This window comes from Acinetobacter lwoffii (assembly GCF_024129715.1).
GTDB lineage: Bacteria > Pseudomonadota > Gammaproteobacteria > Pseudomonadales > Moraxellaceae > Acinetobacter > Acinetobacter lwoffii_U.
Window position 1 is genome coordinate 1 of the sequence record NZ_JAMXXM010000013.1, and the last position, 14,592, is coordinate 14,592.

Sequence of the window (14,592 nt, forward strand, 5' to 3'; positions counted from 1 at the left end):
ATAAAATCAGGCATTTAGTTGAAAATATGTTTTGTAGATTAAAGCAATTTAGAGGAATAGCTACTCGATATGACAAGCTCAAAAGAAATTATCAAAGTTCTGTTGCTTTAGCCTGTATATTTTTATGGCTACCTTTATAGGGTTAATTATGAACAGTAAATGTCAACAGACCCTAATAATTTTTCTTATAAGATCAGCGCCTAGTCAGCCTTACAGTCCTGAAGAGATCATATGCTTTATGACTGTTTAGTTGCTTTTGCAGAACCGGGAAAAATACTCTTTCGTCATTCGAAAATAATAAACTGCAAAAATGATTTTCAATTGAAATATAAGACCGATCACTCTTATTTTACGATGCCGAGAATAGGCCTATAAAACGACCGTCATTTGAGATTTTAAAAGCAGCTTCATTACACAAACAGAACAAAGCTATTCAGCCTCAGGCCCAAATTAATTACTAAACAATCTGTATATTCCCCCTATTTTTACTGGTTTTCTAAACTCATCATCCTGAATTGAAGTGATTTTATATTTTTAGTTATACATTCAGTCTTTTAAGGCACTACATATTCGACTTTATTTAAAAAATAATAATTTAGAGAAGTATCAACAAAAGACAATGAAAACTGAGGAAGATGATCGTCTACATTCAACTCATAAGGGCTGAAATATATTTAAGTCAGCGATCACTTTTAACTTTATTTTTACTTATTAATCTGTATGCTTATTCTGCTTTCTCGGGGGGATAGATTTAAATGAAATTTACACAACTTGCGGCACTTTGTGCATTGACTTCAGCTGCTGTATTTGCTCAAGCAAAACCAGTTTGGCAGGACTTTAGCGTTACAGGTCTTTATGGTGAAAACTATGAAGTTGTAGACGATCAGCAAACTACTTTAACTGTTGAATATGCTGCAAAAGTTAAATATGCAGATGTATTCTTCTTTATGGATCGTCTGCGCGGTGGAGATGATGTTAAAAGTACGTACTTTGAGTTATCACCACGTTTAAGCTTAAGCGAAGTTACAGGCCAAAAACTTGCCTTTGGTCCAGTGAAAGATGTGCTTATTTCAACAACGTGGGAAGGTTCAGATAATGCTGATAACTTCCTATATGGCGTGGGCTTTGAGCTTGATATCCCATACTTTCAATATGCAAGCTTAAATCTTTATCGTGCAAACAATGAAAAAGTGTTTGGCAATAAAGACGATTATCAAATGACGCTTACCTATGGTGTGCCATTTAAACTGGGTGCTGAAGATTTTCTTGTAGATGGCTTCCTTGATTGGTCAACTGCTGAAAAAGACGCTCAAGCAAGCGAGTTAAACTGGACTACACAGTGGAAATGGAATGCGGGCAAACACATTTCTCCAGATACCCGTTTATACCTCGGTGTTGAACATTCAGTGTGGAACAACAAGTTTGGTCTTAAAAATCAAGACGAAAACAATGTCAGCGCACTTGTGAAATATCATTTCTAATTGATGTATGATCAAAAGCAGAACTCCGGTTCTGCTTTTTTTTAAACTGTGATTTCAGCTCACCTCTACTAGAACAAGAATATGCCTGATTTTGATATTCGACCTGCGACCGAACATGATCTTGAAACCATTCTCGAGATTTATAATCAGGAAGTACTCTATGGTACTGCGACCTGGAACAGAACAGCCTTTGATTTGAACTATTTCAAAATCTGGTTTAAACAGCTTAAAAATCAGAATTTCCCGGTTTTTGTGGTTGAAGATACTCAAAATCAAGTCGTCGCTGGCTATGCCTGTTATGATCAGTTTCGTAGTATTCAGGGCTTTCAACAGACGGTAGAACATTCTATTTTTTTAAATCCAGATTATGCAGGGCAAGGTTTGGGTTCTAAATTATTGCAATATTTAATTGAACAGGCTCAAGTACAGAAACTGCATATCATGGTCGCGGCGATTGATTCTGAAAACAACTCATCGATTCGTCTGCATGAAAAACTGGGCTTCGTTCAAACTGCCTATATGCCGCAAGTCGGACAGAAGTTTGGGCAATGGCGTGATTTGGTACTCTTACAACTCAATCTGGATCAAGCTTGATTCATTCTTAGTTTAAAACTATTCCAGAACTGCTTTCTGGACACTACTCTTCAGCTTTTTAATACTTGGCCATCACGATATTTTGTTCTTATCCAGTTTAATAAGCACAAGTTCTATTTACTTATACGAGCGGCTATGTTTTATTCAGCTAAAAATCATACTGAATAACACCATGTATAAATCTCTATTGTCTATTGGTCTTTTAAGTTTAAGTATGCTCACTTTTGCTGATTCATACTTTGAAAAAGAGCTCCGTTCAGGCTGTAGCAAAGTGCAAAGCTACGCAAATAATGGCAAAAAATTCTACAACCAAAAACAATATCAAAAGGCCATAGCGCAATTTGAGCAACAAGCCGCATGGTCATCCTTTTGTGCGATGAATGTAGAAGGCGGTGGTACAGCTTTTTCCGAACGCGATATCACCACGGCATTTAATAATGTTGGCTTAAGTTATGCCAAGCTTGGAAAGCCGCAATGGGCACGCGCCTGGTTCTCGGTTTTCCCGAATGCTAAAGCCAGCCAGTTCAATCTAAAACAGTTACCTGCACCAGAAAAATCAAAGAGTCTTGCAGGAAAATATGTTCGTTATGCAGGTTTTGGTCAATGGAATACGATGGAAGTTAAACGGGCTTCGAATGCCTACCAGATTGAGTTTAATGGACTCTATATGGGTTTGCGCAGTCTGATTTATGGACCAAATATGGGAGAATTTTCAACCCGCATGCCACTGAATAAAGCTCAGACCAATTACAGCGTAGAAGATTGCAAAATTGATTTAAAATTTCAGTTTAACGCTCAAATTGGACAACAGATTGTGGTGAATAGCAGCAATCCGATGTCTTGTGGTTTTGGTCATAATGTCTCGGCAGATGGCATGTATTTAAAGGTTGAGTGATTGCTGATTCAGCGATATCTTATTCCCCTATAACAAACATAATATTCAAAATATTACAGGGAAAATATGGCTAAATTTCTAAATACCAGTGCAACCAATTTTTTCTTAGAAGAACTCATTAAAAATGCCAAAGAACGTCTAATTTTAATCAGTCCGTATTTACGTCTCAATGACCGTATTAAAGAATTATTAGAAGACAAAGACCGGTTAAAAATTGATGTTCGCATTGTCTATGGCAAAAGTGATTTGCATCCTGAAGAAATCAAATGGATTCAAAAACTGGACTATGTGCGTTTGAGTTTCTGCAAAAACCTGCATGCAAAGTGCTATCTCAATGAATCGGAATGTATTATTTCGAGTTTGAATTTATATGAATTTAGCCAGGTCAATAACAATGAAATGGGCATTTCAGTTCGTAAGTATGAAGATGATGAGGTTTTTAAAGATGCGTATGAAGAAGCGCAGCGTATTATTCAGATTAGCGAAGAAGTCCGGATCAGCTTAGATGAAGTCAAAGCTAATCCGAACACTGAGGATTTAGGTCAAACTGATGAAGAAGCTAATGCCTTTAGTAAATTGACCACCTCCAAACTGGCTGCCAAATATAAAATTAAAACAGCAGATTTACTTGAAAAGTTAGTGGATAAAGGCTTTTTAAAGCTGAATGACACGGGTAAACATTTTTTAACTGACCAAGGCAAATCCATCGGTGGTGAATACCGTCCAAGTCAGTACGGCGGCTATTTTTTATGGAATGAAAATACGGAGATCTAATCCCTCCATTATTCAAAAAAGAAAATTCCCCTCTCTTTAAGAGATGAGAAGCTCTGCTTCGTAAGAGGAGATTTAAAATTTAATCCCTCCAAACCTCCCTTTCTTACGCTTCGATATAAAGCAGTGCTTATATCTTGCTTAGGGAGGCTTTTTCCCTCTCCTTCTAGGAGAGGATTAGGGAGAGGTAAATAAAGATAAACCCTCATCCCCCGCCTTCTCCCATAGGAGAAGGAGCTAAAAGCCTTAAATCGCCACCAACTCCCGAATACCTTTCTCAGGCATTTCACTGCCCACACCTTGCGCCACAACCTGCCCACGTGCCATCACGGTATAAGCATCAGCAAGTTCTTCAGCAAAATCATAGAATTGCTCTACCAACACAATCGCCATCTCACCACCATCAGCAAGTTTACGAATCACCCGTCCAATGTCTTTAATAATGGATGGCTGAATACCTTCAGTCGGTTCATCCAAAATCAGCACACGCGGTTCAGAAGCAAGTGCTCGTGCAATGGCAAGCTGCTGCTGCTGACCACCAGACAAATCTCCGCCACGGCGATGCTTCATTTCATCCAACACAGGGAAAATTTCATAGAGATGCTCAGGCACTTTGCGTGTCTTTGCGCCTTTAAATTTCGCCATACCAATGAGGATGTTTTCCTCCACGGTTAAAGTTGAAAAAATATCTCGACCTTGGGGCACATAAGCCAGACCTGCACGGACACGCTGTTCAGGACTGAGTTTCGAAATGTCCTTGCCATCCAACAAAATCTGTCCGGATTTAATCGGTAAAATACCCATCAGACATTTAAGGAGCGTGGTTTTCCCTACACCATTGCGCCCAAGCACCACCGAACACTCACCCACAGGTGCAGTCAACGACACATCACGTAAAATATGACTGCCACCATAAAATTGATTGACGTCTTTGACTTCTAACATCACGGTCTCCTTAACGTCCTAAATACTTTTCAATGACATCTTCATTGGCTTGTACTTCTGCCAATGTGCCTTCTGCCAAAATTGCGCCTTGTGCCAATACCGTGACTTTTTCACTAATAGTATCGATAAAGCTCATGTCATGCTCAACCACAACGAGGGTGTGATTTTTCTTGAGTTCTAAACACAGCTCCGCCGTGCGCTCGGTTTCGGCATCGGTCATGCCTGCTACAGGTTCATCCAGTAAAATCAGTTTTGGACGTTGCATCAACAACATGCCGATTTCTAACCATTGCTTTTGACCATGCGACAGCAAGCCAGCAGGTTTATTAATGAACTCTTGCAGACGAATTTGCGCAAGTGATTCATCCAGGGCATTTTGGGCATCGGGATCGAGTTTGCTAAAGAAACTCTTTTTCACGCGCTTGTCTTTGGGTGCTGCTAGAAGCAGATTTTCCATGACGCTGAAATTTTCAAACACCGTCGGTTTTTGGAATTTACGTCCAATGCCTGCTTCAGCAATTTGCTCGGTACTCATTTTGGCTAGGTCATAGTTTTGCCCGAAAAATGCAGCGCCTTCAGTTGGACGGGTTTTTCCGGTAATCACATCCATGAGGGTGGTTTTCCCCGCCCCGTTCGGTCCAATGATGCAGCGTAATTCCCCTTCTTCGATATACAGCGATAAATCATTTAGGGCACGAAAGGCATCAAACCAGACACTGACTTTTTCCAGATACAATGCAATGCCATGGGTAAAGTCCGCGCCTTGTTCTTTTGGGCGACCATAGCCTTCAGAAGCATGACCACCATGCGGTTGCAGGATCTCGCTCATTCGCTACGCTCCTTTTTAAAACGGTCAAACAGACCAATAATGCCTTTTGGCAGGAAGATGGTCACTACAATAAATAACGTACCCAAAATCAACAGCCATGCTTCAGGATAAGCCGAAGTAAAATAGGTTTTTACTCCATTGATTAAGCCTGCCCCAATCAATGGACCAATCAGCGTGCCACGTCCACCCGCTGCCACCCAGACTGCCATTTCAATCGAGTTCACCGGGTTCATTTCACTTGGGTTAATAATGCCGGCTTGTGGCACATACAGTGCCCCTGCAATGCCTGCAATCACCGCAGATAGCACCCATGCCGAGAGCTTGTACCACAAGGTACGGTAGCCCAAATATTGCAGACGGTTTTCGCTGTCACGAATTGCACCGAGTACACGGCCATAAGGTTTATTCATTAAATGACGTAAACCAATAAAGCACAGCAACAATACCAAAGCGGTGATAAAGCACAAACTTGCCCGCATCGATGCCGAGGTAATGTCCAGGCCTAAAATGGTTTTAAAACCGGTAAAGCCGTTGTTGCCACCAAAGCCGGTTTCATTACGGAAGAAAAGTAATGCAGCGGCAAAAGTCATAGCTTGGGTAATAATCGAGAAATACACGCCTTTAATTTTGGAACGGAAGGCAAAGAAGCCGAAAATAAAGGCGATGATGCCCGGCACTAATACCACCAATACCAATGACCAAAGGAAGTATTCCGTACCGACCCAAAACCATGGCACTTCCGTCCAACTAAGGAAGCGCATAAAGTCAGGAATGCCATCCCCTGCAGACTGGCGCATTAAGTACATCCCAAAGGCATAACCGCCAAGGGCAAAGTACAAACCATGTCCTAAACTTAAAATTCCGGCATAGCCCCAAACTAAATCCAGTGCCAAAGCGACCAGAGCCAAACACATGATTTTGCCAATCAAGGTGACCCAATACGCAGATAAATGCAGGGTTGAATCGGCAGGTAACAGGTGTAACCATGGCAATGCCAATAAAATGGCAAAGCATATGGCAATCGCAATGCCACTATGCGGTTTGTCGGATAATAATTGTGTAATCTTCATGTGCTTACTCCACAAAACGGCCTTTGATGGCAAACAAACCTTGTGGACGTTTTTGAATAAACAAAATCACAAGCACCAAGAGAACAATTTTTGCCAGTACCGCACCAATGCCAATTTCCAAGGCGGTACCACTAATACCTAGACCAAGCGCTGCAAGGACTGCACCCCACACCTGACCTACACCACCGACAACCACCACCAAGAAGGCATCAATAATGTAGTTTTGCCCTAAATCCGGCCCGACGTTACCCACTTGTGCCAAAGCACAGCCCGCTAAACCGGCCAAACCTGAACCTAAACCAAAGGCCATCATGTCGATACGGCTTGAACGAATACCAACGGCTTGTGCCATTTGACGGTTTTGCGTCACCGCACGTACAAACAAACCAAAACGGGTTTTATTCAGTAGGTAAACCAACAACAAAAGCACTGCAATGGTGAAGACAATAATCGCAATACGGTTATACGGCAGCATTAAACTTGGGGTAATGGAGATCCCGCCTGATAGCCACGAAATATTCGACACTTCGACATTTTGCGCACCAAAAGTCATGCGTACCAATTGCATCAAAATCAGGCTGACACCGAAGGTGGCAAGCAAGGTTTCAAGTTGACGACCATAGAGTGGACGAATCACGGTACGTTCAATCAACATGCCGATCAGCCCACTCACCAAGAATGCCGCAGGAATCGCGGCGATTAAGTACCAATCGACATAGCTACCCAAATAGCTTTTAAACAGGCTTTGCACCACATAAGTGGTATAGGCGCCAATCATAATGAGCTCGCCATGCGCCATATTAATCACACCGAGCAAACCATAGGTAATGGCTAAACCGAGTGCTGCAAGCAGTAAAATACTCGCAGTACTCAGCCCTGAAAATAAATGCCCCGTCCATTCACTGGCTTGAATCCGGGTTTTAATACTGCTTTTCGCTTCAAGCAAAGCCGCTTTCAGCTCAGAATGGATATTCGGCTGTGTCAGCTCATTGTCGATCATCGCCAAGACATCGGGACGATTGGAGTCTTGCAAGGCTTTCGCCGCTTGAATTTTAACTAAGACATCTGCATCTTGATAATCCAGACGCGCTTTAAGCTGGGCCAAACGGGCTTTGACTTTGTTATTTTGTTCGTTCAAATACAGGGCATTGATGTGAGCAACATTCAGCTCTGCCAAGTTGCTTTCATAAATATCAATCGCTTCTAAACGCTCGGAAGCATCTTCAGATTTGAGTTTTCTTTGTGCCAAACCAAAGTTGAGCGCTTTACGCAAGGTATTCACCAAAGTCACTTGTGATAAGTCACTCGGCCAATCTGCAACGATGCCTAGACTCGGATAGCTGAGTAATTTTTCGTCCGATTCTAAAATATAGGTTTGACCATTAGCCCCACTATAAAGCTGCTCGTTTTCAACATATTCTGCAAGCTGATCTAACTGCTCAATACTGCCCGGCCATTGCTTCAGTAAAGCACGGCGCTGGGCAAAATCACCTTGCACAAATTGCTGGATTGCATCTTGTTGTATTGCTGCAGTCAATGCAGTGCTATTTGAGGATTGTTCTGCTGATACCAGTTGCACACAAATAACCTGTACAAATACCAGAAAAATAGCGGCGATATTCACGCGAATATTCATTATATTCACCCCTATTCCATTGGAAATTTTCCGTGGAGAGTAAGAAAAAAATCAGAGGACACCTGCCACGGCTGTGGCAGGCAAAAGATAGCTGTTATTTCGGAATGTACGGGCTCCAAGGCTGTGCCTGGATGGCTTGTGGCGTTTTATAGACCACATCAAACTGTCCATCGCCACGAATCTGACCAATCATGACTGGCTTGTGTAAGTGGTGATTCGTCGCATCCATTTTTAAGGTATAGCCGGATGGGGCTTTGAATTCCTGACCTGCCATCGCTTCACGGACTTTATCGACCTCTGTAGAACCTGCTTTTTCAACGGCTTGCTTCCACATGTTAATCCCGACATAAGTTGCTTCCATTGGGTCATTGGTCACGAGCTTGTCTGCATTCGGCAGTTTGAATTCCACTGCATACTGCTTCATTTTGTTGGTAAATTCTGTATTGACCGGATTCTTCACTGACATGAAATAGTTCCATGACGCCAAATGACCGACCAATGGCTTGGTGTCAATACCACGCAGTTCTTCTTCACCCACCGAGAACGCCATCACTGGAATATCAGAGGCTTTAATGCCCTGATTACCCAATTCACGATAGAACGGCACATTCGAGTCGCCATTGATGGTCGAGATCACCGCAGTCTTTTTACCGGCTGCGAATTTTTTCACATTACCGACAATGGTTTGATAGTTGCTGTGACCAAATGGCGTGTACTCTTCCATGATGTCAGCATCGGCCATGCCTTTAGACTTTAAGAACACACGTAAAATCTGGTTGGTGGTACGTGGATACACATAGTCTGTACCGAGCAGGACAAAACGCTCAGCCTTGCCGCCCTCTTCGCTCATCAAGTATTCCACGGCTGGAATGGCTTGCTGGTTAGGCGCAGCACCGGTATAAAAAATATTTTTGGATTGTTCTTGGCCTTCGTACTGTACAGGATAGAACAATAAGCCATTCAGCTCTTCAACCACTGGCAAGACAGATTTACGTGACACCGACGTCCATGCACCGAAAATTACCGCGACTTTGTCTTGGGTAATCAGCTGACGTGCTTGCTCTGCAAACAGCGGCCAGTCTGATGCTGGATCGACCACCACCGGTTCCAGTTTCTTACCCAGTACCCCACCATTATCATTGATTTCCTTAATCGCCATTAAGGCCGTGTCTTTCAGTGAAGTTTCAGAAATTGCCATCGTGCCTGACAAGGAATGCAGGATCCCGACTTTAATCGTATCGCCGCTATCTGCGACTTTGCTTTCTGTGGCCGGGGCTCCTGCTTTTTCAGCAGATTTTGAACACCCCGTTAATGCAACAGCCCCTGCCATGGTTGCGGCTAAAATACTTTTTGAAAATAAATTGCGTTGGAACATCAGATTTTTCTCCAAACTTTATAATGGTGCATTTTTCATGCTTGTCTTGTTGTACATCTGGATGGAGTGATTCAATTTCTGTGCCAAGGCTTCAAAAAATAAAAAAATTTACTTTAACCGATCTCATTATTTGTATTATGAATCATTAATTTAGTAATACTAAAAAGAATTAAACCTGTATTTAAATACTGTATCCGAGCTTAATTCTAAGTAAGTCGCGCAAAGAGCAATGAAAGCATGGCGGAAGTGAGATAGAAGATGATGTACAAATAAAGTGCAGTATTTTGAATAATTTTTGCACTGTTTTAAAACAAAAAATCCCGCAAGCGCGGGATTTTTTATTGCTTAAATTCGATAGTTTAAACCACCAAATCTGCCAGATTGCCTTTTTGCTCTAACCAATCTTTACGGTCACTGGCACGTTTTTTTGCCAAGAGTTTATCCAATAAACCTGCAGTATGATGAGCATCATCTAAGTCCAGTTGCACCAGACGGCGCGTGTTTGGATCCAGTGTGGTTTCACGCAACTGGCTGGCATTCATCTCGCCCAGACCCTTGAATCGGGTAATTTGCGGATTCTTGGTTTTGCATTTTTTCAGGATGCTATTCAGTTCGTCTTCATCCAAAGCGTAATGCACATCTTTGTTGTCATCAATACGGAATAATGGTGGCATTGCGACATACAAATGCCCCTCTTCCACCAGAGTCGGAAAATGCTTCACAAATAAGGCACACAGCAAAGTCGCGATATGCAAACCATCTGAGTCGGCATCGGCCAGAATACAGACCTTGCCATAACGCAGTTCAGACAAGTCATCCGAACCCGGATCAACGCCAATGGCAATCGCAATATTGTGTACTTCCTGCGATGCTAGAACTTCGTCAGAAGAGACTTCCCAAGTATTCAGGATTTTTCCACGAATTGGCATAATCGCCTGGAAGTTCTTATCACGCGCCTGCTTGGCCGAACCACCCGCAGAATCCCCTTCCACAATAAACAGTTCTGACTGATCCAGATCATGGCCTACACAGTCCGACAGTTTCCCCGGCAAGGTTGGACCCGCGACAATTTTCTTACGTTCTACTTTTTTCGCTGCTTTGAGACGGCGACCGGCTTTGGAAATGGCCATTTCTGCCAGTTGCATGGCGATGTCAGAATTCTGGTTCAACCATAATGCAAAGGCATCTTTGGCAATATTCTGCACAATTCCAGCTGCTTCACGGCTCGATAGACGTTCTTTAGTCTGACCTGAGAATTGCGGCTCCTGAAATTTCAGCGACAGGATATAATTGACGCCGTCCCAGACATCTTCGGCAGAGAGTTTCATATTCCGCGGCAGCAAATTACGCAGTTCACAGAATTCACGCATCGCATCGGTGACGCCTGAACGCAGACCATTCACATGCGTTCCGCCTTGTGCGGTCGGAATCAGGTTGACATAAGATTCCTGGACGCTTTCACCACCTTCGACATTCCAGCAAATCGCAAATTCCGCGCTAGCACGTTCTGCGTCACCTGTGGCGACAAAAGCCGGTGCCGGAATAATTTCACGGTCTTCCAGCTCATCCATCAAATAGTCGACCAGACCATTTTCAAACTGCCAGGTGATCTTTTCATCATTGATCTGATCAACATAGTTGATCTGTAAGCCCGCCGCCAAAACAGCTTTGGCTTTGAGATTATGTTTTAACGCTTTGAGGGCAAATTTAGGAGAATCAAAATATTTGGCTTCAGGCCAGAATTGTACCGTAGTTCCTGATACCCGTTTCGGTGCCTTACCTGCCAGTACTTCAAGCGGTGCAACCGGTTCGCCATTTTCAAAGGCCATTTTATACAGATTGCCCTGACGCTGAACTTCAACCTCTACCCGGGTCGAAAGCGCATTGACCACTGAAATCCCAACGCCATGCAAACCACCGGAAAACTGGTAATTATCGGTGCTGAACTTACCGCCGGCATGCAGTTTGGTCATGATAATTTCAATACCGCTCTGGCCATATTCCGGGTGAATATCCACCGGCATACCACGGCCATTGTCTTCAACTGACAAAGAACCATCTTTATAGACCGTGACGGTAATCTTGTTGGCATGTCCTGCCAGTGCCTCATCGACAGCATTATCAATCACTTCCTGTGCCAAATGGTTGGGACGAGAAGTATCGGTATACATGCCCGGACGACGACGGACCGGATCCAGACCAGATAAAACTTCAAGAGATTGAGCCGTATATTGAGACACGTTATTCGGTTTCCTTTTTTATGCAGTCCAATAAAAACTGTAAGACGAACGGAATTTTTTCCGCAAAATCATCCATCCCGTGACTGCCATGCGCTTCAGTCATCAGCATTGCAGGGGGATGCGCAGCACTATAATAACGATGTGCTTCACGATAATCCAAAACTTCATCGCCTTGTTGCAGCAGAACCAGTATTTTGTCTGCATCTTGTGCAACAGGCAGGGCCAATTGTTGCAGTTGTATCAAATCTGCCTCATCCAGACACCAGTTGGGATGTACCTGATAAGGCAGTTGCTCGTCAAACAGTTCACGAAACAGTTGCCATGGTCGCATTGCCGGATTGATCAGTACAGCAGGCACAGCATGCTGTGCGACCAGATGTGTCGCATAAAATCCGCCGAGACTGCTGCCCAATAACGCCACATCATGCATCGATTCAATCAGGCCAGAAACATGTACAATGGCAGCGTTCGGTGACATGTTTAAATCGGGTAAATGTACCTGAATTTCAGGATACTTTGCACAGTAATGTTGCAGCAATTTCCCCTTGATCGAGTTCGAATTACTTTTAAAACCATGCAAATAAATGATATTCATGAACTACCAACAAAAAACCCATCAATCATCAAAATTTAATTTAAATAATGTGAAGTACACTACGTTATAAGACCAGTTAATTGCTTAAATTGTCTGACAAAAAAGCTCAAAATCTTCTCTCATTCTCGTTATTTTAAGCTGAGGCCCTCAAAATCAGGAAACTCAACAAGAAAAAGAATTTATACCGCGAAGTTCTTTAAAAAGAAAGATGGCACCACATGCGGCTCATTGAAAGGACAGGATCAGATGCCAAGTTTGACACCGTTACATGAAACCTATTGTCGATGGGACCGAACCCCGCCGAGTCAGGCCGATGTACTGGAAGGTCTGGCGCAGCTGGTGACGATGCGCTTTAACGATGTGGTTCAGGAGCTGATCAAGAGTATTCAACGCGAAATCTTAATGAGTATTTTTGGTTTAAGTGAAAATAATTCAGAAAAAATTCAGAATATTCCTTCAATCGTGCGGCTCTATCAAATGTCTTATGACATGCTGTTTCATTACGGCAATACCCTGATTGCCCCTGCTTTGCGCCAGATTATTGAACGCTTTCCTAAACTGCATAATAAACCGCTGACACCTTCCTTGCATTTCCTGGTCAGTGTCTTAAATGGCATTATCGGGGATTATGTGCTGAAATATCAGAATCCTCTGGCCTTGCCGATGGTGATCTATGACTATTATGGCTCGCTGCAAAAAGGTGAGCTAAGCGGTCGTATTACTTTGTTTGTACATGGCTTATGCATGAACCATTTAGACTGGTCAAATCGCAAATATGAGGGCATTGGGGCAAAATTACTGGCGCAGCGTGACCGCAATACCATGCTCTATCTGAATTACAATACTGGACGCCGGATTTCTGCCAATGGTCGAAGTCTGGCGAATACCTTACAGGATCTGATTGCTCGCAATCCGAGAATTACCAGTATTGACCTGATCGGGCATAGCATGGGTGGTCTGGTCTCTCGTAGTGCGCTGTTTTATGGCAAGCAGAATGTCTATAGCTGGGTCAATATGGTGGAAAATCTGGTCTGTCTGGGTTCACCGCATCATGGTGCAGTACTGGAACGTTTTGGCTTTAGCTTGCAGGACAAACTTGGACATTTTCCACTGATCCGGCTGCTTGGCCATCTGGTCAATATTCGCAGTAACGGTATTCTGGATTTGCGCCATGGCAGCGTCCGGGATGATGACTGGGAGCATAATCCACTTCGGATCGGCTTTATGGATGATCACCGTAAACCTGCCCCGATTCCCTCTCATATCGACACCTACCTGGTTGCCGGCACCATCGAGTTTGAAAACCGCAAGAACAAGACCTTGCATGTGATTGGCGATTATCTGGTCAGTATTAAAAGTGCTTTGGGCGAGCATCCCAATCCGCGCTTTCAGCTCAAAGTCCCGGATGCAAACAAGGCGATTTTCTATGGCCTGAACCATTTTGAAATTCAGTATCATCCGCTGGTGGCCGAGCAGGTGGCGCGCTGGTTCTATCCAAGTATAGAAGATGAAGCCTTTGATCAGATTCATGAATATGTGATGGATCTGGACAGTCTGGAAGGCATTGCCCTGACCTGAACTTCAGCAAAATAAAAAAGCCCTCGATTGAGGGCTTTTTTATTAAATATGGAATTAATATTTATCTCTGAGTCGTTTAACCGGTGCCTTTTTATATTTACGCAGTAGTTGCCACAGGCTAATCAACAATAAAATACTGAAAAAGATCAAAGACCAGACAGGCAAGGATTGACCCAAAAAGGTCCAGTCAATCGCGGCACACTCCCCTGAACCATTTAAGACCTGTTGCAGTACAGACTGCATCGGCAGGGTTTCCAGCCAGTATTCCAGACCGGGACCACAGCTCGGCACCTGATCCGGTGGCAGGTTCTGTAGCCAGACATGACGTGCAGCCACGCCCACAGCCCACAAAATACTGAGCGAACCCAGCAAGGCATATAGCCGCTTCATGAGATTGGATGCGGGATTATGCAGGAATGCGATCAGTGAGATGATCCCGAGTCCGATTAATCCAACACGCTGAAACACACAGAGCGGACAAGGCGCCAGACCTTGTACATGCTCAAGATATAAGGCAAATGCCATGCCGATGACAGCAGCCAGAAACAACATACCACTCACGAAGCGATAACCCCATTGCATG

Annotated in this window: 13 protein-coding genes and 1 pseudogene; 6 read left to right on the plus strand and 8 right to left on the minus strand. The window is 43.5% G+C overall.

Translation table 11 applies throughout. The features are described from left to right. The 5 genes and pseudogenes from NI462_RS09515 to NI462_RS09535 form a co-directional block, all read left to right on the plus strand. Positions 1 to 159, plus strand: a pseudogene (locus tag NI462_RS09515) (IS5/IS1182 family transposase); the annotation flags it as partial. A gap of 596 nt (positions 160 to 755) precedes the next feature. Then, positions 756 to 1,481 carry an outer membrane protein OmpK gene (locus tag NI462_RS09520; protein ID WP_253160319.1) on the plus strand — a complete coding sequence of 242 codons (726 nt, stop codon included), beginning with the start codon at positions 756 to 758 and terminating at the stop codon, positions 1,479 to 1,481. Between the two features lie 81 nt (positions 1,482 to 1,562). Then, a complete protein-coding gene (locus tag NI462_RS09525; RefSeq protein ID WP_004281283.1) occupies positions 1,563 to 2,075 on the plus strand; it encodes a GNAT family N-acetyltransferase in 513 nt (170 codons plus the stop codon). Between the two features lie 172 nt (positions 2,076 to 2,247). Continuing rightward, positions 2,248 to 2,970 (plus strand): hypothetical protein, encoded by a 723-nt coding sequence (locus NI462_RS09530; protein ID WP_243474488.1) that lies wholly within the window; start codon positions 2,248 to 2,250, stop codon positions 2,968 to 2,970. Between the two features lie 66 nt (positions 2,971 to 3,036). Beyond that, positions 3,037 to 3,744 (plus strand): phospholipase D family protein, encoded by a 708-nt coding sequence (locus NI462_RS09535; protein WP_253160321.1) that lies wholly within the window; start codon positions 3,037 to 3,039, stop codon positions 3,742 to 3,744. Between the two features lie 243 nt (positions 3,745 to 3,987). On the opposite strand, the gene urtE is transcribed toward NI462_RS09535, so the two are convergent. The 7 genes from urtE to NI462_RS09570 all read right to left on the minus strand — a co-directional run bounded on the left by urtE (position 3,988) and on the right by NI462_RS09570 (position 12,431). Continuing rightward, positions 3,988 to 4,686 (minus strand): urea ABC transporter ATP-binding subunit UrtE, encoded by a 699-nt coding sequence (gene urtE, locus NI462_RS09540; RefSeq protein ID WP_039902488.1) that lies wholly within the window; start codon positions 4,684 to 4,686, stop codon positions 3,988 to 3,990. A 10-nt stretch (positions 4,687 to 4,696) separates the two neighbouring features. Next, positions 4,697 to 5,515 carry an urea ABC transporter ATP-binding protein UrtD gene (urtD, locus tag NI462_RS09545; RefSeq protein WP_004281279.1) on the minus strand — a complete coding sequence of 273 codons (819 nt, stop codon included), beginning with the start codon at positions 5,513 to 5,515 and terminating at the stop codon, positions 4,697 to 4,699. After that, on the minus strand, positions 5,512 to 6,585 hold the full coding sequence (gene urtC, locus NI462_RS09550) for an urea ABC transporter permease subunit UrtC (protein ID WP_253160323.1): 1,074 nt from the start codon (positions 6,583 to 6,585) through the stop codon (positions 5,512 to 5,514). Before urtC ends, urtD begins: the two co-directional genes overlap by 4 nt. Positions 6,586 to 6,589: 4 nt before the next feature. Continuing rightward, entirely contained in the window at positions 6,590 to 8,221 is a 1,632-nt protein-coding gene (gene urtB / locus NI462_RS09555; RefSeq protein WP_253160325.1) for an urea ABC transporter permease subunit UrtB, read from the minus strand. Positions 8,222 to 8,315: 94 nt separating this feature from the next. Continuing rightward, positions 8,316 to 9,596: an urea ABC transporter substrate-binding protein gene (gene urtA, locus NI462_RS09560; protein ID WP_253160327.1), complete on the minus strand. Its 1,281-nt coding sequence runs from the start codon at positions 9,594 to 9,596 to the stop codon at positions 8,316 to 8,318. 359 nt (positions 9,597 to 9,955) lie between these two features. Next, positions 9,956 to 11,836, minus strand: a complete 1,881-nt coding sequence (gene parE, locus NI462_RS09565) for a DNA topoisomerase IV subunit B (protein WP_004647209.1) — start codon at positions 11,834 to 11,836, stop codon at positions 9,956 to 9,958. Between the two features lies 1 nt (position 11,837). Continuing rightward, entirely contained in the window at positions 11,838 to 12,431 is a 594-nt protein-coding gene (locus tag NI462_RS09570; protein WP_253160330.1) for a YqiA/YcfP family alpha/beta fold hydrolase, read from the minus strand. Positions 12,432 to 12,677: 246 nt separating this feature from the next. Between NI462_RS09570 and NI462_RS09575 the strand changes: the two genes are divergently transcribed. After that, the gene (locus NI462_RS09575) at positions 12,678 to 14,009 is read left to right on the plus strand and encodes a GPI inositol-deacylase (RefSeq protein ID WP_253160332.1); all 1,332 of its coding nucleotides are present in this window, start codon (positions 12,678 to 12,680) and stop codon (positions 14,007 to 14,009) included. A gap of 54 nt (positions 14,010 to 14,063) precedes the next feature. Here NI462_RS09575 and NI462_RS09580 read toward each other — a convergent pair whose 3' ends face one another. Then, entirely contained in the window at positions 14,064 to 14,591 is a 528-nt protein-coding gene (locus NI462_RS09580; protein ID WP_247143252.1) for a disulfide bond formation protein B, read from the minus strand. Between the last annotated feature and the right edge of the window lies 1 nt (position 14,592).

What these genes read in the sequence shown, in the direction of transcription:
- NI462_RS09520 (WP_253160319.1), top strand. Translation starts at nt 756, where the DNA reads ATGAAATTTACACAACTTGCGGCACTTTGTGCATTGACTTCAGCTGCT.
- NI462_RS09525 (WP_004281283.1), top strand. Translation starts at nt 1,563, where the DNA reads ATGCCTGATTTTGATATTCGACCTGCGACCGAACATGATCTTGAAACC.
- NI462_RS09530 (WP_243474488.1), top strand. Translation starts at nt 2,248, where the DNA reads ATGTATAAATCTCTATTGTCTATTGGTCTTTTAAGTTTAAGTATGCTC.
- NI462_RS09535 (WP_253160321.1), top strand. Translation starts at nt 3,037, where the DNA reads ATGGCTAAATTTCTAAATACCAGTGCAACCAATTTTTTCTTAGAAGAA.
- urtE (WP_039902488.1), bottom strand. Translation starts at nt 4,686, where the DNA reads ATGTTAGAAGTCAAAGACGTCAATCAATTTTATGGTGGCAGTCATATT.
- urtD (WP_004281279.1), bottom strand. Translation starts at nt 5,515, where the DNA reads ATGAGCGAGATCCTGCAACCGCATGGTGGTCATGCTTCTGAAGGCTAT.
- urtC (WP_253160323.1), bottom strand. Translation starts at nt 6,585, where the DNA reads ATGAAGATTACACAATTATTATCCGACAAACCGCATAGTGGCATTGCG.
- urtB (WP_253160325.1), bottom strand. Translation starts at nt 8,221, where the DNA reads ATGAATATTCGCGTGAATATCGCCGCTATTTTTCTGGTATTTGTACAG.
- urtA (WP_253160327.1), bottom strand. Translation starts at nt 9,596, where the DNA reads ATGTTCCAACGCAATTTATTTTCAAAAAGTATTTTAGCCGCAACCATG.
- NI462_RS09570 (WP_253160330.1), bottom strand. Translation starts at nt 12,431, where the DNA reads ATGAATATCATTTATTTGCATGGTTTTAAAAGTAATTCGAACTCGATC.
- NI462_RS09575 (WP_253160332.1), top strand. Translation starts at nt 12,678, where the DNA reads ATGCCAAGTTTGACACCGTTACATGAAACCTATTGTCGATGGGACCGA.
- NI462_RS09580 (WP_247143252.1), bottom strand. Translation starts at nt 14,591, where the DNA reads ATGCAATGGGGTTATCGCTTCGTGAGTGGTATGTTGTTTCTGGCTGCT.